Below are 21,456 nucleotides of genomic sequence, written 5' to 3'. Positions count from 1 at the left end.
TCGTCACCCCGCGCCGGCTGCGCACGCTGCGCGCCTCGCTCACCGCCCGCCGCACCGACGTCGCCGCCTACCTCGTCTCCGAGCCCCGTGTGCCGGGCGAGAACGGATGACGACCCCGACCCTCCGCCGTCCACCCAGAGGAGAGCGCTTGAAGACCCGCCCGCCCGAGCCCGACCCCGACGAGAGTGTCTCCGCCAGCGAGCAGTTCCTGTTCGGCGGCCGGCTGCGCTACGACTACGGCTTCACCTCCCACGAGCAGACCATGCTCAAGATCAGCTTTCTCACCGTCGCCCGCCAGATCCCCGGCATGCTCCGCACCGCCCTGCACCTGGCCTGGCACGCCGACCGCGCCGCCCTGGTGGTCATCGCCGTCGCCGAGATCGGCCGCGCCCTGGCCGCCGCGTTCGGACTGCTGGCCACCAACCGCGCGCTCGCCGCCCTGTTCGCTCCCGGAAGCGCTGACCAACTGCTACGAGCCGCGCTGCCGGCCGCGCTCGCCGTGGGAGGGGCCTCTGCGCTCTCCGCGCTCCTCACCATCGCCTCATCCTGGGCGGGCGACCGGCTGGAGCCCAAGACCGAGCGAGCGGCCACCGTCGCCTTCCTCGGCCGCGCGGCCCGCGTAGAGCTGGCCTCCCTGGAAGACCCGGACTTCAGCAGGCTGCTGGAGTCCGCCCGGTTCGGCACCGCAGCGGTACGACGCCTCATCAGCCAGAGCATCGCCGTCCTCACCGCCCTGCTCGGCCTGGTCGCCGCCGGAGGGGTCCTGCTCACCCTCGACCCCGTCCTGATGCCCATGCTGGTACTGATCGCGGCCCCGAAGGGCTGGGGCGCGGTGCGCTCCGCCCGCCGCCGCTACGGCTCAGTGATGGCCTGGCTCCAGCACCACCGGGCCGCCGCCATCCTCGCCCAGCTGATCACACAGCCGCACTCCGCACCCGAGGTCCGCGTCCACGCCATCGGCCCGTTCATCCTCGGCCACTACACCGCGATGGCCGAGGCGTCCGAACAGGAGCAGAACCGCCTCGCCCGCGCCGCCGCCGGCACCTCGATGCTCGCCTCCGCAATGTCCGGGCTGGCCGCCGCCGCGACCTTCGCCGTCCTGGGCTGGCTCGTCCACGACGGCCAGATGGCCCTCGCCGTCGCCGGCACCGCGGTCGTCGGCATCCGCACCGGAGCCGCCGACATCACCTCCCTCGTCCGCACCGCGAACGGACTGTACGAGGAAGCCCTGTTCGTCGCCGACCTGGAGCGCCTCCAGCGCGAGTCCGAGCGCCGTGCCATCCCCACCGGCGGCACCGACCTCCCGCACCGCCCCGACGTGATCACCGTGAAAGACGTCGGCTTCACCTACCCCGGCCGCACCAGCCCGGCCCTGTCCGGCATCACCCTGACGATCCCGCGCGGGCAGGTCGTGGCCTTGGTCGGCGACAACGGCTCCGGCAAGTCCACCCTCGTCAAGATCCTCTGCGGCCTCTACCTCCCGGACACCGGCCGCATCTTCTGGGACGACACCGACACCGCCGGAGCCGACCGCGACCAGCTGTTCTCCTCCGTCGCCGTCCTCGAACAGGACTTCCAGCGCTGGCCGTTCACCCTGCGCGCCAACGTCCTGGTCGGCCGCCCCGAGCACGGCGACGACCCGGCCCTGCTCAAGGGCGCCGCCGACTACGCCGACCTGCACCCCGTCGTCGAGGCCCAGGACAACGGCTGGGACACGCTCGCCGCCCGCGGCTTCCAGGGCGGCGTGCAACTGTCGGGCGGACAGTGGCAGCGCGTCGGTGCCGCCCGAACCCACGTCCGGGCTCTCACCAGCGGACCCGGCGGACGCCCGACCCACCTGGTAATCGCCGACGAACCGACCTCCGCCCTCGACGCCCAGAGCGAGATCGCCGCATTCGCGCGCATCCGCGAACTGGCCGACCAGGGCCTCACGGTCATCCTGATCACCCATCGCCTCGGCGCCACGGCCGACGCCGACCTCATCCACGTTCTGCACGAGGGCCGCCTGTCCGAGAGCGGTACGCACTCCCAGCTCATGGCCGACCTCGACGGCGGATACCGGGCCGCCTATCTGCTTCAGGCCGGCCAGTTCGCCGCCGAGGTGCCCGGCCAGCGTGACAGCACGGTGGCCGAGGCGGCGCCCGAGCCCGCCTGACAGGGCATCCACCCCGCGGTCCACCCGTAGCTGATCAACCCCAACGGGCCATCCACTATGGAGACTTCATGCGATTCGGCACCTACAACCTGTTCAACCTGGGGCAGTTGGCCTCGCGCGAGGAACGGGAGCGCTACGACCTGCTCGTGCAGGTGATCCGCGGCCTCGACGCCGACGTCCTCGCCGTCCAGGAGATCATCGGCAAGGACCCCGAGGAGGCCGCGGTAGTCCTACGCCGCCTCGCCGACGACACCGGCATGTCCTGCGAGGCGACCCGCGCATCCAGCACGGGCCCCGAGCCCGCGCTGGGCAGCAGCCTTCACCGGTTCCACGTCGGCCTGCTCTGGCGGGTTGGCGTCGAACCGGTCCCCGGCACCCTCTGGACCTGCAACGGCGGGGTGGACTTCTGGCACGCCATGACCACTGCGGTCTTCGACACCGGAACCGGAGCGGCTGGGCGAATCCGGCTCGGCTCCTACCATGCGGACCCGTTCCGGCCCCCGCAGCGGCTGAGCGAGGCGTACCGGGTGCTGTCCGCCTACCAGGACGGGCTCCCCGGCGGGATAGGCGCCGACTGGAACGAGATCAGCTCCGACCGCCGGCCGACGGGCGCTTACTTCGACCCGGACACCCTGCCGGGACAGACCCACCGCAAGGTCCGCTACCAGGCCCGCTTCGACCCCGACAACCCGACCGCCCCGCCCTCCTCCGACCGCTCCGCGACCACCCTCCTGCTCCAGCAGCCCGGCGGCCTCGTGGACACCGCAGCCGTGGCCGACGTGCCGTGGCAGCCCACCACCGGCCACTGGGTCGACGCCGAAGGACGCCGCGAGAGCTTCGGGCCCCGCCGCATCGACACCCTGCGCATCACCAGCGACCTGGCCCCCGCCGTCCGGGCCCACACCACCCACGGCGGGCCCCTCGGCGCCAAGCTCGCCGGCGTCGTCCACCAGCATGTCGCCGACGGCCACGGCTCGATCTCCGAGAAGGCGTCCACGGTGATCGCCGAGCACATGGCCACCGGCACGCTGTCGGCGGCCGAACGGGCCAGCGACCACCTGCCCGTCACCACCGACCTCGACCTCACGGCAATCTCTCCAACCGCCCGGGCCACGCCCCGCCCATGAGCCGGCGGACGCAGCTGGCCATGGGAATGCCGCCTCCTGGGCACCGTCTCCCATGGCCACCGGTCCGGTCACCATCCGAGCCGGTGCGGCGAGCCGGGTCACCGCCGGCCCGGCCGCACCGCCCACCGGCCGAGGTCCCTCACCGTCCGCCGACCCGTACCCGCTCCGCCGCAGTTGCCCCAACCCCGCCCTGCTGCCGCAACCCCGGCCGCACCCACACCACTTGGAGGCACCATGTCCACACCCGGCAGCCCCAACCCCACGTACACCCACGCGGTGCCCGTGTCCGCTCCCGACTGGCAGGGCTTGCTGCAGCAGGGAACCGGCCCGATCCAGGCCGAGTTCCGCCAGCTCGTCGAACAGACCACGCACTACCAGGGGGTCAGCCCCGACCTCGTCTGGGGCAACCTGCAGACCCGCGCATACGCCAGGGAGGTCCTGCGGCTGGTCGCCGACCTGCACGACATTCCCCGCGACATCGACGCCGGAGCCGCCGAGCGCGTTGCCCGTGCCCAGTACCTCGGGCAGGGCGGACGTACTTACCACGTCCTGCTGGGCGAGCAGGCCCTGCTCACCGGCATCGGGGGCCCGGCCGTGATGCGACCCCAGCTCAACCACCTCCTGGAGGCGATGGACCTGCCCGGCCTCACCCTCGGCGTCATCCCCGCCCGCGCCCGGCTCCTCGTGTACCCGGGTGACGGCTTCGGGATCTTCGACGGCGCCCGGGTCGAGGTCGAGGGCTACCGCGGTGGCGAGACGATCACCGACGACCGCGTCCAGATCTTCCAGCGAGCCTTCGACCGGCTCAAGCAGTCCGCCGTGTACTTCGACGACGCCCGCGCCATCATCACCACCGCCCTGCAGAACACCTGACCGCCCCCATCCCTCCAGCCTGCGAAGGACAACTGCCTGTGCCACCGACCCCTGCCCCGTCCCTCCGTACCGGCGAGCGGCCCGGCCGCAACGACCGCCCCAGCGAGGACCGCATCCTGGCCACGCCCTCCGGCGACGCCTTCGTGGTCCTCGACGGAGTCTCCACGCTCTCCGACGACCGGCCTCGCGGCGGCTGGTACGCGGACACCCTCGGCAAGCTGATCGTCGACCGCCTCGCCGCGGGCTCGGGAGCGGAGCTGACCGATGTCCTGCACGACGCGATCTCGGCGATCACCCGCGAGTACGCCCTGGCGCCGGGGGCCTCGCCCGCCGCAACGGTGTCCGTCGTGCGCCTGGGCGACACGGTGGTGGAGGCGGCCGTCCTGGGCGACAGCCCCGTCGTGCTGATCGGCCACGACGGCACGGTGCGAACGCTCACCGACACCCGTCTGGCCGAGCTGGTGGAGACCCGGCCGCAGGCCGCCGAGTACCGGCAGCGCCTGGCCGCGGGCAGCGGCTTCGACACCCGGCACCACCAGCTGCTGGTCGAGCTGCGCGACGCCCAGATGGGATGGATCAACCGGCCGGGCGGTTACTGGGTGGCCGAGGCCGTCCCGGAGGCCGGCCGCCAAGCGGTCACGGCCACCTGGCCGCGCGCCGAAGTCGCCCAGATCCTGGCCGCCACCGACGGGGTGTCCAGCGCGGTCGACGACTACGGCCTGTACTCGTGGACGGAGCTGGCCGCCTCCTGCCGCGCCGACGGGCCGCAGGCCCTGGTCGACGCCGTCCACCGGGCCGAGGAGCAGGACGCCGACGGCCGGGCCTGGCCCCGCTACAAGCCGAGCGACGACAAGGCCCTCGCCCACCTCGACCTCGCGCCAGGCGGGACACCCGCCGGCTGAGCCCGCGCACGCACCTGTCGGGCGCGAGCGACACCGCTCGCGCCCGGCAGGCCGCCGTGGTCGCGTGCCCCCGGCCCGGCCGGCAGGGCAGTAGGCTCCCCGCCGCCCGGGCGGATCGCGGTCACTGCCGGGCCGGCACCTGCGCGCCCCTGTCGTCCAGTGCCCAGGCCAGCCACTCCAGGCCCCACTGGAGCGGGGTTCCGCGCCGGTCGGTCAGCGCGGCCGGGACCTCGAACATGTCGGGCAGCGGGATGTGCTCGCGCAGCAGCGGCTCGGCCAGCTGCGCCAGCCACTCGTACCCGGGTACGCCTGTGTGGCCAGCGACGAACCCCTCGACCACCGCGGCGGCGCGCACCGGATCGGCGACCGTGGCTCGGATCTCCGTCTCGGGCACATCACTCACACGGCCGGCGTGCTCGTCGGCACCGGCCAGCAGGAGCAGCGCCAGCGCCTGCAGCCCGTGGACGGCGTAGGAGTCGTACGGGCCCTCGTCGTCCTCCCAACGCGGCTCGACCAGTTCGGCCCCCCGCCACAGCGCGTCCGACCATCCGGCCGATTGTGTCTGCGCCGCCAGCGCGCCGGCCCTCCACCACAGCCTCTTCTTCTTGACCACTCTCGTCCCCTTCTCGGCAGCCCTGCACTCACTATGCCCGACCTTCCCCCGCCGCCGGTCCGCCCATCCGGCAGCCTCGTGCTGGGGTCAGCGGCCGGGGAATCCGACTGCGCGCCGCACCCCGGCGCCGGGGCCCGGCTGCACGACCACCTCGCGCGGGCCCGTGCAACCCGCGCCTCGACCACGGGCTGCGGCCCTGCACGGGCCTACGAATATTCTGTTGCCGCCACCACCGGCGGCGCGCTTCCATCTACGGATGGAGACAGCAACTCCGCAGCACCTCAACGAGTTTCGCGACAATGGGTACACCGTGGTGCCCGACGCCCTCACACCCGGCCAAGTGGCTTCCTGGCGCGCGTTGGTCGCCCGGCACGTCGACCAGCAGCCGCCCGAGAACGGCCGGACCGGACCGTACTTCCTGTGGCCCGTACTCGCGCAGGACCCCGAACTGCGCGCCCTGTACGGCGGCAATGCCGTCGCCGACACCGTCCGTCCCTTTCTGCGGGAGGGCCTCGCACTGGCGGAGCCGGAGGTCGCGCAGCTGGCGCTCACCCTGCCCCCGCACCCGCGCTATCCCGGCGCCCCGCACATCGACGGCCTCACCCCAACGGGGGAGGACGGCCGACCGGGAACGTTCACCGTGCTCGCCGGCCTGCTCCTGACCGACCAGCGCGACCGCGACCGGGGAAACCTGTGGGTATGGCCGGGCACTCACCTGCGCACCGGGGCGTGGCTGCGCGAGCATGGCGCCGACGCGCTGGCCACCGCGGCGCCGTACCCGCCGGTCGAGCTGGGCAAGCCGGTCCAGGTCACCGGAGCAGCCGGAAGCCTGGTCCTGGTGCACTACCTCCTGGCGCACAACATCGGCGGGCACTTCGGGACCGCCCGCGACGAGCGGCGCGAGACCGTGTACTTCCGCCTGCGCGTAGGCGGCCACCGCGGGCACTGGCGTGAGGCCGTGACCGACCCGTTGACGGAGTTCGCCCGCTGACGTGCGAGGTCCGAGGCAGGACTGCGGTGTCCGCCACCGACTTCCGCATGGCCACCACCAAGCCCTTCAGATCTGCGACCGCCTGACCGTCAGCAGGACCCAGAGCACCAACGTCTGGGGCGCGAGCACCGTCAACGGCAGCAAGGTCGCAGCCTCCGCCGCCGGACGAACCCGGCCCGGCCGCCCCCGCCCGAGGGTAACGGCCGGCGGCCCTTCCGGGTGGGCGGGAGCGCCTTTCTGCCCGGCCGTAGCCGGATGATCCGCCCCTCGACATCTCACCTACCCTTGCATCGGGATGCTGCGCAGGTGCCAGGTCCTGCCCGACCTGGCACCGTCCTGCTGTTCGAGATCGCCACCGGCAAGGCCCTCTTTCCGGCCGCCTCTACCGTCGGCTCATCGCCGAGGGGAACTCAGCTGGCATCTCCTCCCCGCCCCATGTGAGGGGGGCGAAAACCCGTTGCCGCGATCATCCGACCGCGCGATCCTCCGGTCATGGACACTCCACCCGCAGTGATCACCCTGGCCGAGGGGCTGGTGCTCCGCCGCTTCAACGGCGAGGCGGACCTGCCTCAGTTGTTCCGCGTTATCAGCGAGTCCCAGGACCATCTGCGGCCCTGGATGCCGTGGATCGCCGAGCACAGCCCGGAGGCGACGCGCGCCTTCCTACTCACCCGCGCCGAACGCTGGGACAGCGGAAAGGCCTACACCTACGCGATCGTCGCCGACGGCGCCATCGCGGGCACCTGCCAGCTGTTTCGTACCGGCGCCCCGGCGGACGGGATCTTGGGGATCGGCTACTGGCTCCACCCCGCCGCGACCAGCCGCGGCCTGGCGACTCGTGCTGCCCTTGCTCTGGTGCGCGAAGCGTTCGCCCTCCCCGGCGTGAGCTGCGTCGAGATCGTCCACGACCCGGCCAACCGCTCCAGCGGCGCGGTTCCGGCCAGGCTCGGCTTCACCGAGCACGAGCGCCGGCCGGCCGAGCGCCTCGCACCCGCCGAGACCGGCGAGGAGCAGGTGTGGCGGATGCCCCGCGCGCGGTTCGAAGACGGCGCTACGGTGTTTCGAGGAGATCGGCCGTAATCCGGTCCCACGTTGGCCGGCCCTCGCCGATGCGGCGGACCACGGTCAACAGCCGCCCGTTCAGGTGGGTGTCCAAGGCCTGTTCGCGCCGCGCGCTGCGAGTGCGCCGGACAGCCGGCTCGGGCAGGCGGTGGGCGAGAACTCCCAGTAGGACCTCGTGGGTTGCGGGGCCGAGCCGATCCGCCGCCACCCATCGCCCGCGCACCAGGACGCCGCCAACCTGGCCCTCGACCTCACCGTTCGTCTCGAAGCGGCGCGTCAGCGCAGCGTCCGTCCGCGCCTCGGCCCGCTCCAGCTCCTCCCTCAGCGACGGTGCCCCGACATCGGTCGGCAGCGAATGGAGGAGCGGGCCTCCCGCGCCGGTGTCGTCGTCCTCTTCGTCCGTCGCTGGCCCGGCGGGAGCTTCACGGTAGGCGTCCCTGCGACGTTCCGCCCGAATGTCCCAGACCGCATGCCCCGGCTCCTCGATCCAGGACCGGTCCACGCCGCTGTCCAGGCCGTCAGCGGCGGGCAGGAAGATGTCGACGCCCACGCCCGCGTGCCCGATCCACACCCAACTCATGAAGTAGGCATGGCCGGCATGCGCAGTCGACCACTCGGCGAGCTGAAGGAGTCGGCGCCGCTGCTCGGGTGTCTCCTTCCCGGGGAATAGCTTCTTGGTACTGGTCCTGCGCCGTCCGCGCGCCTCCCCGGCGAGCGGGCCGGTGCCCAGCTGGAACAGCAGGTCCGGACGGACTCCACCACCGCCGTACTGCTTCACCAGGTGGCCGGGCAGGACATCGAAACTGTGCAGAGCGTCGCCCTCGGACCACCCGAGCAGGCACTCGCTGGCCGCGGTCATCACGCCCAGGCCAGCGGCTTCCGCGACGAACCGGCTGATGTGCCCGGAGCTGGCGAGGAGCGCAGGAACGTCGGCCGTCAGCGGGGCACCGGGCGTGCTCGAGGTGAGGTAGCTGAGCAGGAGCGCCACCTCATGGTCCCGCACACGCGGATCGACGATCTTCCGCGTGTCGCAGGCAAGGGCGTTGATGTGGACAAGCCTCGAGAGCGCCACGGGCAGCGGCCCCTGGCCGACCTCGGTGGCAACGACGTCCGAGGTGCCGTCCGGATTCGGCTGGACACTGAACTTCCACAGGCGGGCACGCACGCTGGTCGTCATGTCCTCAGCCTACGAAGCGCTACCGACACCCTCTGTGGCAGCCTGCCGAACAGCACACCTACAGCGCACCAGGCCGCCGCGGGCAGCTTGCCCGGCCCATGATGGTGCCACGGTCGGAGCGTCGGTCTTGGGACGGCTTCGTCCCGCCCGCGCGGGAGCGGCCCGCGCCCGGAAGCAGGCAGCACCGCCCGTTGGCGTGATCATCCCGCCGCCGCCACGATGCCCTGCGGCTCGGTGTCTTACGTCGCGCTTCGGGAGGTTCGCGGGCGCAGGAAGTGGAGGAGGTCCGCGGTGATCACGCGGTAGCTGCCGCCCACCTCCACGACGGTCACCGGGTAGCGGCGCTCGCGGGCCATGCGGTACCCCGCGGTCCTGCCGAGTGAGAGCAGCTCGTTGGCCACCGACAGCGGGATCGCCGGCGGGAGAGCAGCGAGAGCCTCCGGGGTATACCTCCCCGACCGGGCAGTCCGGACTGCGTTCACGGCAACATTCCCTCTCGCGCGATGTTCTCTGTGCGAGAAACTTCTATCACACCTGCCCTAGCCGCAGAAGACATCTCATGTATCCTCCCCTCATGGAAGAATCAAGTGAGCACTGGCCGGCCTCACTCACGGCGCGGATCGCCCGGGTCGTCAAGGAGCAGCGCGGTCGGCGAGGCATGACGACGCATGATCTCTCGGAGGCATGCGAGGTCAGGGGGGTGCCGATCGCCGCCAACACCATCACCAAGATCGAAAAAGGGCAGCGGGACTCACTCAGGCTTGAGGAGGCCATCGTTCTGGCCCACGCCCTCGATCTGCCACTCGTTGCGTTGCTCATCCCGTTGGAGGCCCAGGCCGACATCGACCTTCTTCCCAACGTGACCATTCCCGTGTGGGAGGCAGCGGCCTGGGTCACCGGCGAGGACCACCTGGGCGAGGCCCCGCCGCCCGGCTCGGCCCGTGCCGTACTCGGCACCTTCCGTGAACACGACGTCGATGTCCGAACCGCGCTGATCTCCACCCGCGAAGCCCACAGCCGCCGCGTTCAGGCCCGCCAGGCCCTCGGCTCCGCCCGCTACGAGCAGCTGGCCCGACAAGCGGACGAACTCGACCGCATGGCCCATGAGGACTGTGCGCGCCTGAAGACCGTCCGGGACCGGATGCGGGCCGACGGGCTCCAGCCGGCACCGCTGCCGGCCGCTCTCGAGTTCGTCGACGCTCCCGAAAGGCCGGCCTCCGGCTGACTCGAACGTCCTGGCCGGGGCCCGGCGCACACCGCCGCAGCTTCCCCCGGACATCCTTCCCACCGTCACACCTGACGGTCCCCGAGACGGCTTTCGCCTGGCAGCTTCCGTCCGTCCCGGAGACCCAGCCACCCCTTGGCCATCGACCAGAGAGGGCTCGCCCCATAATGCCGCATGCCCGCACACGGGCCGCACGCAGTGCGCTCCCCCCTTCCCCTCCGCCCACCCCAGGCTGCGCCTGCGCGCCCCCGGACGCTTCCGCACTTCTCCACACCGCAGACGAGGCCGCCGCGATCCTCAAGGTCAGCCCAGGAACGCTGCGCCGCTGGCGCCGCGAGAACACGGGGCCGGCCTACGTCAAGGTCGGCGGCCGAGTCGGCTACCGCCACCAGGACCTCGTCGACTACCTTGCCAGCTGCGTCGTGGTGCCGGAGGTGGCGGCCTGATGACGACGCCAGAGCGCATCGACGCCCCGGTCGGCGTCAAGATCTCCACCGACATCGAGTACCGGCCCGGCAACCCGAACCCTTACCGCGCCCGTGTCCGCTGGGTCGACCCGATCACCAAGGCCCGTCCGTCGCGCTCGACTATGTTCCCCACCGAGCCCGATGCGCAGGACTGGCTCGACCGCATCGCCAAGGCGGCCGGGCGCGGCGTCGGCGTCGACCTCGCCACGACGTCGCTCAGCGAGTACGGCGACTCCGTCATGGATCTGGCAATGCGGGGACTCGAACTCAAGACCCATGCCCCGTACATGGCCGGCTGGCGTCTTCGCGTCAAACCGACCGTCGGCCACCTCCAGGTCGTCGGTATCACGGCTGGCATCGCCGACCGCGCCCTCAACGCCTGGATCGCCGACGGTGCCGGAATTTCCACCCTCAAGAACACCATCGCCGTGTGGGTCAGGGTCATGGAGCAGGCCATCCGCGACGGCATCATCGAGATCAACCCCGCCCGCCTGAACGGCTGGCAGAAGCTGATCAAGACCGCCGAGGACGAGGAACACGACCCCCGCGGGCTGGCACTGCGCGACTGGGACACGCTCGACCGCCTCGCCGATGCCCTGGTGACCGCCTCCTTCAACCAGTACGACGGCTGGGGCGACATCGTCCGCTTCGCCGGCGGCACTGGCGCCCGCATCGGCGAGGTCTCCGGCGTCCGCGCCGGCGACATCGACACCGACAAGTGGATCTGGCGAGTCTGCCGACAGACCACCACCGCACCCGGCGGGCTGATCGACAAGGGCACCAAGGGCAAGCGCTCCCGCCTCGTCCCGATCATCCCGGAGCTGCGGCCCAACATCGCCTGGCGGATCTCCCGGGTCGGCAACCGGCCCGATGCCCGGCTGTTCACTGGCCCCCGCGGCGGCCGGATCACCACCGCGGTGCTGCGCGACGCCACCCACTGGGACGATGTCGTCGTCGGCCTGGGCTACGAGTACCTGCGCCGACACGACCTGCGCCACACCGCGCTGACCTGGTTCGCCGACGCCGGCGTCCCGCCCCACGTCCTCATGCGAATCGCCGGACACGGCCAGCTCACCACGACCCAGCGCTACCTCCACCCCGACCTGCGCTCCATCGAACGCGCCGGCGCCCAGCTCACCACCTACATCAACGCCTCCCGGGGCTTGCCCGGCCCGAAGGTCGAGGTCGAACAGATCCGCCAACTCGCCCTGACCGGCTGACCCTGGCCAGCCCCGATCAGCGCGAAGGTCCCCGTCCGACGGACGGGGACCTCTCCAGCGTCGGCATGGCGCAGCCGGTCCAGCACTCAACGTCCCTGACGCCGAGTTCGGGGCGTAGGAGTTGCCATGTCGAACAAGAAGTCGCGGCGCCAGCGGGACGCCCCTCGCGTCAAGGCGAATGAGGTGCAGCGGCAGTGCCTGGGCACCCGAGAGGACTTCCACGAGGCACGCGTCCGAACTACCGAACGGCACCTGACCCCCGCTTCGCGATTTACCCCAACTGCGTGGCGCCATCCTGCGATCATCGATTCGTCCCGGGCAAGCGACACGAACTGAGGCAGCACCATGTGGAACTACGCGGAACTCGCCACGGAGGCCAGCAAGCGTGGCGGCCCAGTCGCGTTGCGGTACTTCTATCGCGGGCAGGGCGTCGTCATAGGCGGCGTCCTCACCGGCGCGGCCGTGGCCGGGACTCTGCTCTACGACAAGTGGCGCGCCCGCCGCACCGATGCTGCCGAGCCGGCGCACGAGAGCACCACGGAGGTGTCGTCACCCGGCGACGCCCCGGCGACCGGGCACGCCTGACCCCCTGGCGGGTCAGTCCTGCTTAATCCGCCAACTCGCCCTGACCGGCTGAAGCTGGTCAGCCCTCACCAGCTGCGGAGGTCCCGTCAGACGGGCGGGAACCTCCCCAGCGTCGGCACGGCGCAAACCGCTGTGCCGCTAGGCTCCCCACAGCCGAGTTCGGGGAAGAGGAGCTGCCATGTCGAACAAAAAGTCGCGGCGCCAGCGGGACGCCGCGCGCGCCAGGGCCGACGAGGTGCAGCGGCAGCGTCTGGGCGCCACGGAGGGCTTTCACGAGGCACACGCCGGAACCGTCGCCGAACGGCACCTGGACCCCCGCTTCATCCAACGCCGCCACACGGACGAGGGCCACGAGATCTCCTGGCACCCGGACACGAAGACCGGCCAGGACCTCCAGGACTCGATCCAGCGCCAGCTCGATTCGTTCCGGGAGAAGTTCGGCCGGGAGCCTGGACCCGACGACCCGCTGTTCTTCGACCCGGACGCTGACGAGCCCCGCCCGATGCCCGAGGAGCGCATCAGCGAGCTGCTCGGCGAGATGGCGGTGATCGCCGAGCAGGCCGGAATCGACCCGGCTTTCATCCACGCCTGGCGGGACCTCGGGTACGTGGTCACCGAGGACACCCGGCACCTGTTCAGTGCCGCCGAGATCCAGGTGTTCTCGGACACCGTCAGGGCGTACCAGAGCGAAGGTGGCTCCCAGCCGGAGGAGCCCCAGGCCGACACCCCGCTGGAGAGCCTGCGGAACGTCATCGACGCCATCATCACGCGACGTGACCCGCGGATCGCCATGCGCGTCGTACTCGGCATCGACCAGGCAGGGGCAACCGAAGGCGAGGAAGCCGCCGGTCTCATGGCCTCCCTCCTGTTCGGCGCCCTCGCGGGCTGGCTCTCCGGCGCCCGCGAGGCCGAGCTCACCCCTGACGACGCCATCGTGGCCGTCGACTGGGTCCGCGAATCACTCGGCACGGCTCACAGCCGCAAGGTCATGCACATCGCTGGCATCCTCGGACACCCCGACGCATCCGGCGCCACCGTCAACGAGGCAGCCGACCAGCTCGGCGACGATTTCCTCCCCACGTTTATCTGGCTAACCGCAGGCGTGGTCGCCACCGCAGGGAAGGGCGACGTCCACTGGCTCAACCAGTTCGACATCTCCCTCGGACGCTGACTCCTACGCTGGCGGGAGTAGTCTCAACGGCTCCCGCCAGCCCATGTAAGCGCCCTCCACGGTGCTGCTGCAGGATCTCTCCAGAGTGCTGGCGCAGACCGAACAAATGGCTCGCGACGAACCCGTTGGTTCGACGCCGGCGTGGCTGCCGAAACGCTGCGATGGCCTGCGCAGTCCAGGTCCCCTGGCGTAGACGGAGAATGCCGGGCTCGGCTCACTCGACGACGGGCACGACTTCCTCGCCAACGGTGGCGTCTTCGACCGGGCCTCCGTCGACATCCTGGTCGGCCTCTGCTGTCCGCCGGTGGTAGGGGTGGCCAGCATCCATCCTGCGGGCAAGGTGCAGGGGGGTTGGGGTGCTCTGACGGACATCCGAGGTAATGCCCTGGTTGGTCAGGACAGCGGCGACGGTCCCGATCAGCTTGCAGTCCACCTCGTCGCGCTGGCTGATGATGGTGTACCGCGTCGCGGTGTGGGCGTAGCCGTTCTTGTTCTGGCGGCTGCTGTCGAAACGCGTTTCGTCCTTCCCAAATCGGCCGGTGACGCTGGCGGAGTAGGTGCGGGGTACGTTGACGAGCATGAAGTCGGGGTAGAGCTGGGTGCCGTCATCGTTGGCGAGTTGGAACAGGCCGTTGGTGGTGTCGGTGGCGCGCCAGGTGCCGTCGGCGGTGCGCATGTAGGCGCCGGTGGGACGGCCGATGCGTACCAGGTCGCTGATAACTCGAACGGTGGCGAGGGGGCGTTGGGCCCGGGGGAGGCTGTGGCCGGGTAGCCAGGAGGCCGGCCGAGGCAGGTCTGCCGGCGGGGTCTGGCCGAGTGCTTCGTCGGTGAGGCCCGTCCAGATGTACTCGGCCGCGTCTCCATCTACGTAGAGCACCGTCGGTTCCTGCGCGGGTAGTTGTGTACGGGCGGCGACGAGGGCTTGCTCGACCAGTTGCGCGGCTGCACTGGCCTGCTGTGTCTCGTTGCCGATGGCGGTGTAGGGGGTGACGTCCCAGGCGAGGTCTGCGGCGTGCAGGGTGGTCGTGGCTGGGCCGTGGGTCGTCCAGTGCCCGGCTTGGGGGCTGTAGGCCCAGATCTGCCAGGGGTCGTCGGGTCCGCAGACGGGGCGCATGGCAGTGAGGGTGACGGTGATCGGTGCGGGGGTGTTGGTGCGGCGCTTTCCGTACGCGCGGCGCTGGGCATGGCGGCGGACATGGATGCCGATGTGCCACCACGGTTCAAGGGGCAACTTGCCGAATGCGGCGCCGAGGCGGTGGTCGGTGGCACCGACGCCGGTGAGGATCTCGCGCAGCACGTTCTCGGTGGAGCTGTCGAGACCGCTCTGGCGGGACTTGACCTTGTCGGCTCGGTACTTCTCGTTGTACGGCTTGCCCTCCCTGGTGTGGGTGGGCACCGGCGGTGGGGCCTGCTTGACGTACTGGGAGGTTGCCCCGATACGGGCGAGGGCCTGCTTGGAGGGCCACTTTCCGTCCTCAGCCTCGGCCGTGGTGCGGGCCTCGACGGTGGGGTACCAGCGGTCGGGGTCCCAGTCGGTCTCGCCGATGACCGCGGTCCTGATGCCTTCGCCGGTGTAGGGGGCGAGCATCTCTTCCAGGATCCGCTGGCGTTCCTCGCTCGTGTGCGGTCCGTGGCTGAGGGCACCGGCCTTGTCGTGGAGGAAGACGACCTTGATACGACCGCCGGCCGCCGGTTCTTCGGTGCCTTCGGCCGCCTTCCATTCGGGGCCGAGGTCCCACTGGTCGGCGATGGCGGCTTTTACGCGGGCCCGGACCTCGTCGGTGCTCCACAGGACGACGACGAGGAGGGTGCTGATGCCGGCCGTGTCGAGGGCTGCGGGGATCCGGTCGGCGGGGATGGGGCCGGTGATGCGCGAGCCGCTCTCGGTCGGCGGCAGCTTGACTCCGGAGACTTCCAGGTAGCGGGGGCTGCGGTGGCTGTACTTCTCGCACTTGGTGTCGAGAAGTTCCTCGATGCGGCGGAACAGCTCCATGCCGTGGCCGCGGCCCAGCCCGGGGGTGCGGGTGCTGACCGGCGCGACGGCCCAGACCGGGCCGGGGGCGGTGTCGGCGAGGGCGTCGTCGGCGAGGTGCTCGGGGAAGGGCGGAATGTTCGCGCTCAGGCGGGGCAGGGCTGCCAGGCGCCGGCTGGCGGCGACCGCGGGTACGTTGAGGCGGCGCTGCCACGGCGGACCGTCGGTACGGGCGGCGACGACGAGTGGCTGGTCTGGGTTGGCGAGCAGGACCGTGGAGACGCCTTTCCAGGCGGTGGCGAGGAGGGTGGTGACGGCGTTCACCGTCAGGGCGTGGCGCCGGGAGTGTCCGGTGGCGGCGGTGCCGATAACAATGCGCGGGAGCAGGTGTCGGATGCGGCCATTCCGGTCGGGTGCGCTGGGCAGTTCGTGGCCGATCGCGGCGAGACGGCCATCGGTGCACAGGGTGAAGCGGACCGGGTCGGCGCCGTTGCGGGGCCAGTCGAGGGCGGCGAGTTCTTCCGCCAGGCGCCAGCGGGCGAGTTCGCCCGGCCACCAGCCGCGCGAGCGCCGTCCGGTGCGCGGTGGTGGGGGCAGTGTGGCGGGGCGGGGTTCGGCCTGGGCGATGAGGTCGGCGAGTTGCTCGCCGAGCTGCTGGCCGGCTGGGCCGGAGACGACCGCTTCGGCCCAGTAGAGGAAGACGTCGCGGCGGTCCTCGGCGCTGATCGGGGCAGCGGAGAGGAGTTCGTGCTGGCCATCGCTCCACTGCCAGCGCGCCCAGGTGCCGACGGCGGCCCGCAGGACGGCTTCGAGCGCGCGGTAGGGCGGCTGTACGTCCAGGCCGGAGCCGACGTTGCGCGTGTACTCGCGGGACAGTTCCTCTGCGAGCTGCGGCGCGGGCGGCGCGGGCCGGTAGGCGAAGACCTGCCCCAGGTCGCTCGGTTCGGTGCGGTAGCAGAGCAGGCGGGCCTGCTTGCGGGTGCTGTCGTCGAGTGGGCGGGTCATACGCGCTCTCCCAGGTGGGTGAGGAAGCCCGAGTGCAGGGCCGGGACCAGGTGCCCTGCGTGGGCGTACTCGGCGATCTCCTCCATGGAGTAGCCGTAGCAGCCGCCGAGCTGGGCGAGTTCGTCCTGGGTGTACTGCCCGAGCAGCCCGCGGATCAGGGTGGGCAGATCGGAGCCCCAGGTGGCGTCGTGGAACGCGCCGTCGATGAAGTGGAGTTCGACGTGGGTCTGCCCCCGGCGTCCGCGGCCTCCGAGTTGGATGGTCTGGCCCAGGAGGGTGGCGACGAGTTCGTGCTTCAACTCGTCGGGGAGGGCGGAGAAGCGCTTGGGTGCGCCGAGGTTGAGGCGCAGGTGCGCGACAGCCAGGTCACGGGCGTGGGCGAGGACGGCTGCGGGATCGCGGCTGGGGACCAGGTCGCGCCAGGCTCGGGCGGCAACGCTGGCGGCCAGGACGGCGGGATCGTCGGCCGGCATGACCGGCCTGATGGCCAGCCCGATCAGGGTGACGGCCGAGACGGCGACGCCGTTGAACACAGTGAGGACGTTCAGTCCTCGCTCGGTGCGTGGCAGCGGTGCGATGAGCACCTCACCGTCGAGGTCGGCGAGTTGCGCGAAGCGGTCGCGCGTGAGCAGGCCGATGCTGTCGCAGACCGGTGGGAGGGCGGGGTCGGGCTTGTCCGCGACGGCGACGTAGATCCGTAGCTTGCGGCCGGCGGCGAGTGCGGTGTCGTGGAGCGCCTGGGCGAACAGGCGGGCCTGCCGGTAGGAGTTGACGGCGATCAGAGCCCGTGCTCGGTGCGCGGTGCGGCGGTCCGCGGCAAGGCGGGTGAGATCGCGAACCAGAGTTGGGGCGTATCCGGTGGCCAGCGCGATGACCCGCTGGTCGCGTTCGTGGAAGGGAGTGCTGCCGACGGCGAGCAGCTTCCCGTCGGCGACGGGGGTGCTGTTGAAAATGGTCAGGCCGCCGCGGAGAGTGTCGGGCATGGCCCAGTCGGGGCGGGCGAGCAGGTGGGTGCGGGCTGCTCCGGGCATGAAGCCGGTGGCGGACATGCCGAGGACGACCCGCTGGTGACCGGTCAGGGCGAGGGCGACGATGTCGCCGAGGTACTGCGTCTCCGTGTGGGGATCGCCGCGCAGGACCTCCATGCGCAGGCTCGCGGGCGTGTTGGGGTCGTCCAGCCCCTCGAAGCGGAACCCTCCCAGCTGTCGGCCCAGCGGGCCGAAGGGTACGACGGTGCCGACGCCCTGATGGCCGATGGCGTCAGCGAGCTTGGAGGCCGCCTCGATGCCGTGCCCCGCGAGTTCGCCGGCCCGGTCCGACAGGTCGAACATGGTGTGGGTGAGGGCGGTGAGCCATGCCTTCATCATCAGCGCGTGCAAGACGCCCGCGGTGACCTCGTCGTGCGTGGCGGCCGAAGCCGGCTTGGCCGCGCTGCTCGCACGCGGGGCCGGGACCGGCACGTCCTCGGGAGTCGTGCGTTCGGTTCCGACGGGGCTCAGAGCCGAGATGGCCGCGGCGAGGGCATCACGCAGCTCGTCCTTGAGGACGGCCAGCTGCCACTCGCCGCCTTCGTCGATCGTGAGCATCCGCTCCAGCAAGTTCGGGACTGCGCGCAGCCGCTGGGGCAGCACAATGGCGGCGGGGCGGTCGGCCGGGCGGGTGGCAACGCGCGGTAGAAGGGCCTGCAGCAGGTCGGTCTGCTCGTCGGTGGCTGTGCTGGAGGCGCCGACGCCGATCAGGTACTCCAACAGGTGGCGGTCCCACTGGTGGGGCTGGTACCAGCGCTTGCGGTCCTGCAGGATCCGGCGGGTACGGCGCGGGTCCTGCCCTCGGGCCATGGCCCGTGCCTGGCCGACCTCGGTGCAGATCTCCTCGCCGGCCACCAGATCGAGCAGCTGCTCCGCCAGGAACACCGCGCGGGTCAGGGTGCGGCGCACGGCGACCGCCAGCCGCGGCGGCGCCCGGTGCAGACCGTCTCGGATTTGCCGCAGCACCGTGTCTGGGTGGGAGCGAGAGGCGAGCTCCAGGTGACCCGACTGGTCGAACGCCTGGGACTGATAGGCGTCGACCTCGTCGATGACCACGAAGGACGCCAGGCGCAGGAGGAACTCGCGCACGCTGATGCTGTTGCGGATCTCGCCGTCGACGTCCACCGGAACCTTGATCATCCCGGACTGGAAGCACGCGTGGGTGGTCACGATGATCCGGGCCGTGGTGGCGGCCTGCACGTGGTCGAACTTGCCGCAGGCCGACACGAACGGGCACAGCGCGCGTTCCGGACGGTCGAAGAAGCCTGATTCCGTGACCGTGCACGGCTCCTTGCCTCCCTTGAAGGCGTCGCGGCCGTCGAGCTGGGACTGCACCGCGCACCCGTAGGCGGAGTGGTCGAGGCGGAAGGCGATGTCGGCGGGGGCCTGTGAGAGGGGAGCGCCGCTGCCGTCCATCTTCGCGGCCGTGCGCAGCGCGAAGTCGTAGCGGCTGTTGGGTGCGATGAACGGGGTGGCCGTCGCCTTGACGCCCAGAGCCCGAAGCTCAGCCTGCAGGGTTGCGGCCTCCCCGTAGACGTCGCCGTTGTCGCTCACCACCAGCACGGTGGTGTACCCGAGCCCCGCCTGCTGGATCGCCAGTGCTCTGCCGAGAACGTTCTTACCCACGCCGGTGGGTGCGCTCATGAGGTGGATGCGCCCCGGCGGCAGGACGCCCGGGTCGCGGGGCCGTCGTCCGCCTCCGATGGTGCCGCTGAGCAGCAACGCGATCTGCCGATCGCGAAAGGCGGGACCCTCCATGAACAGGTCGGTGTCCCGGCTCTGCCAGCCGAGCTCGTCGGCGTCGAGGACCAGGTCAACGGGTGGCGCGGTCGTGATCCGGTGCGGGATGTACTCGCTCTGCTCGTCGGGGAAGGTGAGCTGGACCAGGCCACGGGAGGTCACCGCCGACCAGCCCGGTCCACGGGCGGTCCGCAGCGGCCGGCGCCGTCGGGCCGTTGCGAGAAGGCGGTCCGCGACATCGGCCGGAGTCTGGCCGTGGCCCGGCACCATTTCCAGGGCCCGTCCCCGCTCACTGCGCGCGACGCTGTAGAGGGCCAGCAACGGGTCATCGGCCTGGGGGTCCTGGAAGATCTCGTGAACGGCTCGCTCGATGTGGTGCAGCAGCGCTTCCTCCCGGCGCCGCACGCGCAGCAGCGCCCCGACCCGCTGCTTGTCCTCGTAGGACCACAGCTCCCAGTCCTCCACGATGCGGGGGGCATGGCCGGTGAGCAGGGCATGGGCATCACGGACGAACACCACTCGCTGCCCGTTGCGGAAGCGCGCAGGTAGGAGGTGTTCGGTGAGCGCAAACGCCGCCGCCAGTGCCGTGCTCAAGCCCTCTTCACCTCCGCCAGCAGGTCCGTGTCAGTCAGCACCCGCGCTCCGGTGCCCTGCACACCCCGGCGAAGGACGGACAGGTAACCGCGCAGGTGCTCGGGCACCACGATGCACAGGTCCCCGGGGTCGTCGGGGTCGTCGCGCAGATTCTGGGCCAGGCCGTACGGATCGGCCCACGTCTTGACGTCAATGCGCCACCGCCGTGGGCTGCCGGGAAGGGTGACGTGCAGGTCGTAGGAGTCGCCGAACGGCCACAGCTCGACCGTCGCTGCCATGGCGACCAGTCGGTCGTGCAGGTCGATCTCCAGCAGGCCCGGCAAGGTGACCCACAGCCACAGCGCATACGGCAGAGCTACGTGGCCGTCCACGGGCAGCAGTTCGGGCACCGTGCGAAGCTCGCCTTGCGCGGTGAGGCGCCAGCCCTCCGCCGAGGATTCGGCCCGGTAGCGTGCACCCAGGAGGCCGTGGCGCTCATCCTCGCATTCCAGTCCGACAGTGCCGTTCGGCCGGTAGGTGGCCCGCATGGTCCACTGGCACAGAGGGCAAGGGGCCCAAAAGCCGTCGAACTGCCTCGTCGGGGAGATGGCGGTGTACGCGCCCAGCTCGGTCAGGGCCGCGTTCCGGGACAGGGCGCGGCGGCGCAGGACAGGTGTCCGCACCATGGCCTCGCGCCCACGGGTGTACTCCTCGAAGCCGGCGGCGCGGAGCGCACGAAAGACAGCGTGCTGGACGGTCTCGCCAGAGATCCGGGACAGCCGGGCGCCTTCCGGAAGCAGGCCGACGGCGCGCAGGAGGCTGTACATGTGGCGGATATCGGCACCGATTCCCGGCGCCTGATACCCGTGCTCGCTGGCTTCCACCGCCATCCGGTTCAACGCCGGGCTGGGCGTGCCGTCTTCTTCGAGCAGCCGCAGCTCCCCCAGGGCGAACTCTGATGGTCTCCGCGGTAGGAGGTCCGCCAAGTGGCTACCGCGAAGCCGCTTAACGAACGTCGGGTACGGCGGCGCCGGGGTGAGCACGCCGAACGCAGCCACATAGCGTCCGAAGCATTCCATCAGAAGCCGGGCGCGTGCCTCGCTCTCACCCTCAGGACTGCTCAGAGCCAGCGCCGCAACCACGCATGCGTCCAGCGCCGCGAGCTGGTCCTCGTCCAGCTCTTGAACAGCCGCAGCTGCAGCGGCAAGCGCCAACACCTCAGGCCTCCTCATCGCGACTGGTGGACTCACCCTCAGCAACCGGCAGACGGGGTTCCAGACACGTGGCCCTGGGGAAATTCACACGATCTGGCTACCACCCAGGTCGTTCAGCGGCGTTCGATGCTGAAGCCGCTGCTAGCAGAGCGTCGGTTCACACGGACCGGTCGAAGCACTTGGTGATGTCCGACTTGATCGAGGTGATGGTTGCCATCCGGGCCTCCCAGTCGTAGCTGGCGTCCCCGCGAGCGCCTTCGCACCCCTCGCACCCGTCCTCTCCGTGGAGATGACCGACCGTCCAGGCGTTCAACCCCGACACGCGTTTGGCAGCAGCACCAGTGCCGTGGCCGATG

Annotated in this window: 17 protein-coding genes; 11 read left to right on the top strand and 6 right to left on the bottom strand. The window is 71.1% G+C overall.

What is annotated here, in order from left to right; all coding sequences use genetic code 11:
- Positions 1-148 precede the first annotated feature (148 nt).
- The 4 genes from AA75_RS42025 (at position 149) to AA75_RS42010 (ending at position 5,057) form a co-directional block, all read left to right on the top strand.
- Entirely contained in the window at positions 149-2,155 is a 2,007-nt protein-coding gene (locus AA75_RS42025) for an ABC transporter ATP-binding protein (RefSeq protein WP_033825790.1), read from the top strand.
- Between the two features lie 68 nt (positions 2,156-2,223).
- The gene (locus tag AA75_RS50540; protein WP_033825789.1) at positions 2,224-3,282 is read left to right on the top strand and encodes an endonuclease/exonuclease/phosphatase family protein; all 1,059 of its coding nucleotides are present in this window, start codon (positions 2,224-2,226) and stop codon (positions 3,280-3,282) included.
- A 234-nt stretch (positions 3,283-3,516) separates the two neighbouring features.
- Positions 3,517-4,155, top strand: coding sequence for a DUF5753 domain-containing protein (locus AA75_RS42015; RefSeq protein ID WP_051740754.1), 639 nt, complete (start codon positions 3,517-3,519; stop codon positions 4,153-4,155).
- 38 nt (positions 4,156-4,193) lie between these two features.
- A complete protein-coding gene (locus AA75_RS42010; RefSeq protein ID WP_033825788.1) occupies positions 4,194-5,057 on the top strand; it encodes a protein phosphatase 2C domain-containing protein in 864 nt (287 codons plus the stop codon).
- 121 nt (positions 5,058-5,178) lie between these two features.
- Here AA75_RS42010 and AA75_RS42005 read toward each other — a convergent pair whose 3' ends face one another.
- Positions 5,179-5,670: a hypothetical protein gene (locus AA75_RS42005; RefSeq protein WP_033825787.1), complete on the bottom strand. Its 492-nt coding sequence runs from the start codon at positions 5,668-5,670 to the stop codon at positions 5,179-5,181.
- Between the two features lie 256 nt (positions 5,671-5,926).
- On the opposite strand from AA75_RS42005, the gene AA75_RS42000 reads away from it, so the two are divergent.
- A complete protein-coding gene (locus AA75_RS42000) occupies positions 5,927-6,661 on the top strand; it encodes a phytanoyl-CoA dioxygenase family protein (protein WP_082527236.1) in 735 nt (244 codons plus the stop codon).
- Positions 6,662-7,171: 510 nt separating this feature from the next.
- A complete protein-coding gene (locus AA75_RS41995) occupies positions 7,172-7,741 on the top strand; it encodes a GNAT family N-acetyltransferase (RefSeq protein WP_368666638.1) in 570 nt (189 codons plus the stop codon).
- On the opposite strand, the gene AA75_RS41990 is transcribed toward AA75_RS41995, so the two are convergent.
- Together AA75_RS41990 and AA75_RS41985 are read right to left on the bottom strand one after the other, a co-directional pair.
- Positions 7,713-8,900 carry a hypothetical protein gene (locus tag AA75_RS41990; RefSeq protein WP_051740751.1) on the bottom strand — a complete coding sequence of 396 codons (1,188 nt, stop codon included), beginning with the start codon at positions 8,898-8,900 and terminating at the stop codon, positions 7,713-7,715. The genes AA75_RS41995 and AA75_RS41990 overlap by 29 nt on opposite strands.
- Before the next feature lie 239 nt (positions 8,901-9,139).
- Complete coding sequence (locus AA75_RS41985) at positions 9,140-9,301, bottom strand: hypothetical protein (protein ID WP_233289437.1); 162 nt, start codon at positions 9,299-9,301, stop codon at positions 9,140-9,142.
- 299 nt (positions 9,302-9,600) lie between these two features.
- Here AA75_RS41985 and AA75_RS48770 point away from each other — a divergent pair, with 299 nt between their 5' ends.
- The 5 genes from AA75_RS48770 (at position 9,601) to AA75_RS41965 (ending at position 13,568) form a co-directional block, all read left to right on the top strand.
- On the top strand, positions 9,601-10,125 hold the full coding sequence (locus tag AA75_RS48770) for an XRE family transcriptional regulator (RefSeq protein WP_199520556.1): 525 nt from the start codon (positions 9,601-9,603) through the stop codon (positions 10,123-10,125).
- Between the two features lie 167 nt (positions 10,126-10,292).
- Positions 10,293-10,571: a helix-turn-helix domain-containing protein gene (locus tag AA75_RS54220; RefSeq protein ID WP_082527234.1), complete on the top strand. Its 279-nt coding sequence runs from the start codon at positions 10,293-10,295 to the stop codon at positions 10,569-10,571.
- Positions 10,571-11,812, top strand: coding sequence for a site-specific integrase (locus tag AA75_RS41975; RefSeq protein ID WP_033825785.1), 1,242 nt, complete (start codon positions 10,571-10,573; stop codon positions 11,810-11,812). The genes AA75_RS54220 and AA75_RS41975 overlap by 1 nt, the downstream gene beginning before the upstream one ends.
- 345 nt (positions 11,813-12,157) lie before the next feature.
- Positions 12,158-12,397: a hypothetical protein gene (locus AA75_RS41970; RefSeq protein WP_033825784.1), complete on the top strand. Its 240-nt coding sequence runs from the start codon at positions 12,158-12,160 to the stop codon at positions 12,395-12,397.
- A 178-nt stretch (positions 12,398-12,575) separates the two neighbouring features.
- Positions 12,576-13,568 (top strand): hypothetical protein, encoded by a 993-nt coding sequence (locus tag AA75_RS41965; RefSeq protein ID WP_033825783.1) that lies wholly within the window; start codon positions 12,576-12,578, stop codon positions 13,566-13,568.
- A 214-nt stretch (positions 13,569-13,782) separates the two neighbouring features.
- Here the strand turns inward: AA75_RS41965 and AA75_RS41960 are convergent, their stop codons facing one another.
- Genes AA75_RS41960 through AA75_RS41950 form a run of 3 tightly spaced genes read right to left on the bottom strand, consistent with a single transcriptional unit; the run spans position 13,783 to position 21,103 of the window.
- Complete coding sequence (locus AA75_RS41960) at positions 13,783-16,545, bottom strand: RNAseH domain-containing protein (protein ID WP_033825782.1); 2,763 nt, start codon at positions 16,543-16,545, stop codon at positions 13,783-13,785.
- Positions 16,542-19,907, bottom strand: a complete 3,366-nt coding sequence (locus AA75_RS41955; protein ID WP_149030342.1) for a hypothetical protein — start codon at positions 19,905-19,907, stop codon at positions 16,542-16,544. Before AA75_RS41955 ends, AA75_RS41960 begins: the two co-directional genes overlap by 4 nt.
- Positions 19,904-21,103 (bottom strand): hypothetical protein, encoded by a 1,200-nt coding sequence (locus AA75_RS41950; RefSeq protein WP_033825780.1) that lies wholly within the window; start codon positions 21,101-21,103, stop codon positions 19,904-19,906. The genes AA75_RS41955 and AA75_RS41950 overlap by 4 nt, the downstream gene beginning before the upstream one ends.
- Positions 21,104-21,456: the final 353 nt, after the last annotated feature.

The organism is Kitasatospora sp. MBT63 (assembly GCF_000710465.2).
In the GTDB taxonomy this organism is placed as follows: domain Bacteria; phylum Actinomycetota; class Actinomycetes; order Streptomycetales; family Streptomycetaceae; genus Kitasatospora.
The sequence above is the reverse complement of the archived record's forward strand: the minus strand, read 5'-3'. Positions and strand labels throughout refer to the sequence as shown.

Bases quoted from the DNA above. Each gene is read 5' to 3' on its own strand.
- AA75_RS41975 (WP_033825785.1), top strand. From the start codon at position 10,571: ATGACGACGCCAGAGCGCATCGACGCCCCGGTCGGCGTCAAGATCTCC.
- AA75_RS41965 (WP_033825783.1), top strand. From the start codon at position 12,576: ATGTCGAACAAAAAGTCGCGGCGCCAGCGGGACGCCGCGCGCGCCAGG.
- AA75_RS41990 (WP_051740751.1), bottom strand. From the start codon at position 8,900: ATGACGACCAGCGTGCGTGCCCGCCTGTGGAAGTTCAGTGTCCAGCCG.
- AA75_RS54220 (WP_082527234.1), top strand. From the start codon at position 10,293: ATGCCGCATGCCCGCACACGGGCCGCACGCAGTGCGCTCCCCCCTTCC.
- AA75_RS41970 (WP_033825784.1), top strand. From the start codon at position 12,158: ATGTGGAACTACGCGGAACTCGCCACGGAGGCCAGCAAGCGTGGCGGC.
- AA75_RS41960 (WP_033825782.1), bottom strand. From the start codon at position 16,545: ATGACCCGCCCACTCGACGACAGCACCCGCAAGCAGGCCCGCCTGCTC.
- AA75_RS50540 (WP_033825789.1), top strand. From the start codon at position 2,224: ATGCGATTCGGCACCTACAACCTGTTCAACCTGGGGCAGTTGGCCTCG.
- AA75_RS42015 (WP_051740754.1), top strand. From the start codon at position 3,517: ATGTCCACACCCGGCAGCCCCAACCCCACGTACACCCACGCGGTGCCC.
- AA75_RS42000 (WP_082527236.1), top strand. From the start codon at position 5,927: ATGGAGACAGCAACTCCGCAGCACCTCAACGAGTTTCGCGACAATGGG.